This is a genomic window from Mycobacterium sp. ST-F2 (assembly GCF_001905655.1).
GTDB lineage: Bacteria > Actinomycetota > Actinomycetes > Mycobacteriales > Mycobacteriaceae > Mycobacterium.
In genome coordinates this window covers 1-2,167 of sequence record NZ_JMHT01000127.1, presented here as the reverse complement: position 1 = coordinate 2,167, position 2,167 = coordinate 1, and the positions used below count along the sequence as shown (strand labels likewise).

The following is a 2,167-nucleotide window of genomic DNA, read 5'->3' as shown; positions in this document are numbered from 1 at the left end:
TGTCAACGACGGTCGAAAATTGACCCCGTAGCGTCGGTTGAATTTTGACCCCCTTGGTTGTGGTTACTTGCTGGTTCTGACCAGTTCTCGGCGTGTTTTGGTCCGGTAGGAGTCGCCGTTGATGGTGATGACTTCGGCGTGGTGGACCAGTCGGTCGATCAGGGCGGCGGCGACGATCTCGTCGGCGAAGACTTCGCCCCAGCGGCCGAACGGCATGTTCGAGGTGATCAGGATCGATCCCTGTTCGTAGCGGCTGGCGATCAGTTGGAAGAACAGGTTGGCGGTGTCCGAATCGAACGGCAGGTAGCCGATCTCGTCGATGATCAGCAGTCGGTAGCGGCGCAGCCGTTTGAGCTCTTGTGGCAGGCGGCCGCTGTTGTGGGCGTCGGTGAGCCGGGCCGCCCAGCCGGTCGCGGTATCAAAGAGCACCGGGTAGCTGCTCTGGGCGGCCTTGATGCCCAGAGCGATGCCCAGATGAGTTTTGCCGACCCCGGGTGGTCCGAGCAGAATCACGTTGTCGCCCTTGGCGATCCATGTGCTTGTCGCCAAGTGTGCGATCACATCCCGCGGCAATGACGGTACATGGTCAAAGGTGAAGTCTTCCAACGTTTTTGTCGCCGGGAACCGGGCACCGGCAATACGTAATGCGGTGCCGTTGGCTTCGCGTTCGTTGACTTGGCGCTCCAGGACCGCGGCCAAATATTGTTCGTGGCTCCACGTTTCGGCGCGAGCCCGCTCAGCCAGCTCAGCCCACATCCGCCGGATCGTCGGGGTTTTCAACACCCGGGCCAGATACTCGATCTGTTTACCAATCTCGCTGTGGCCGTGCATGTTTGGGTCGTTCATGATGGTTCTCCCAGGACGGTGAAATCAACGCCGAACAGGTCGTCGTAATCGGGCAGGGAACGGATCGGCACCAGGTGCCCGTCACGGTGGGTGCGCACCCGACCGCTATCGCCGGTGGTGCGTTGTTGGTGGTAGTGGCGGCGCAGCAGCGCGGCGGCGGCCACGTGCTGCGGGTCGGTGAGCGTCATGTGCCGGGCCCAGCACCGCTGATGGGTGGCGACTACCTGCCCTTCGCAGGTGACGATCACGCGATCGAGGGTGGCGGTGATATCAACAAGCCGACCGATGACCGCCGGATGCACCGAGTAGTCGTTACCGGCGACCCGCACGTAGTAGTCCCGCGCCAGGCGCACCCGATGGCAGATGCCGGTCGCCGGGGGTACCGGCGGCAGCAGTGTCATCCCGGCCAGGTCCTCGGCCAGCAGATCGATCGGACGGGCCCGGATCGAACGCACCCGAGTGGTGTTGGCGTGCTCGGTCAGCCACGCCTCGAACTGGGTGTTGAAATCGGCCGGCGAACCGAACACCCTGCCTGGCAGGAACGAGGTCTCAAAGAACCTGTTGTTGCGTTCAACCATGCCCTTGTACTCAGGGTCCGCCGGTGGAGCCAGCTCCAGGCGGGTGCCCAACGTCCCAACAAACGACGTGGCCACCACCGTGGGCCGGCCCGTGCCGCCGATCGCAGACTCGCGGTCCCACACCAGTTTGGCGGTCACCGCGCCGATCCGGCTCAGCAGCTGCCACATCCCGGCCAGAATGTCGCCGCCCTGGCGCGAGGGGATCATCAACCCGGCCCGGAACCTCGAATACGCCAACGTCATCACCAACACCGGCAAGATCGCTAACTGGTTGTGGCCCAACGGGATACGGTAGTCGGGGAACCACAGGTCCCACTGCGAACAGGCCCCCGGCTCGTAGATCACTCGATCAGCCGGATCGAGGCCGCGGTACTCCGGGCGGATCACCCGCACCCGGTCTTTGAGCACCGTGATCGACCTGGTCCACCCGATCCGCTGTGCGATCACCGTCGCTGGCATCCGCGGATGGTCCTTGAGCAACGCCCGGATCTGCGGTTCGAACGCATCCACTGCCGAACCCCGCGGTGCCCGCGAGTACTGCGGCGGCGCATCGGCCGCCAACGCCGACCGCACCGTATTACGGGCCACACCGAGCTGACGCGCGATCTCCTTAATCGGCACCTGCTCCGTGCGATGCAAACGGCGGATCTCCGCCCACTGCTCCACTGAAATCACCCTCCTATCAATGACGGGGGTCAAAATTCACCCGTCGACAGGGGGTCAGTTTTCAGGCGTCGTCAACA

2 protein-coding genes are annotated in these 2,167 nt (G+C 63.8%); both read right to left on the bottom strand.

Going from position 1 to position 2,167, the window contains the following annotated elements; translation table 11 throughout:
* Nucleotides 1-63: 63 nt before the first annotated feature.
* On the bottom strand, nt 64-846 hold the full coding sequence (gene istB, locus EB75_RS28200) for an IS21-like element helper ATPase IstB (RefSeq protein WP_212812412.1): 783 nt from the start codon (nt 844-846) through the stop codon (nt 64-66).
* Nucleotides 843-2,099: an IS21 family transposase gene (istA, locus tag EB75_RS28195; RefSeq protein WP_165605542.1), complete on the bottom strand. Its 1,257-nt coding sequence runs from the start codon at nt 2,097-2,099 to the stop codon at nt 843-845. Before istA ends, istB begins: the two co-directional genes overlap by 4 nt.
* Between the last annotated feature and the right edge of the window lie 68 nt (nt 2,100-2,167).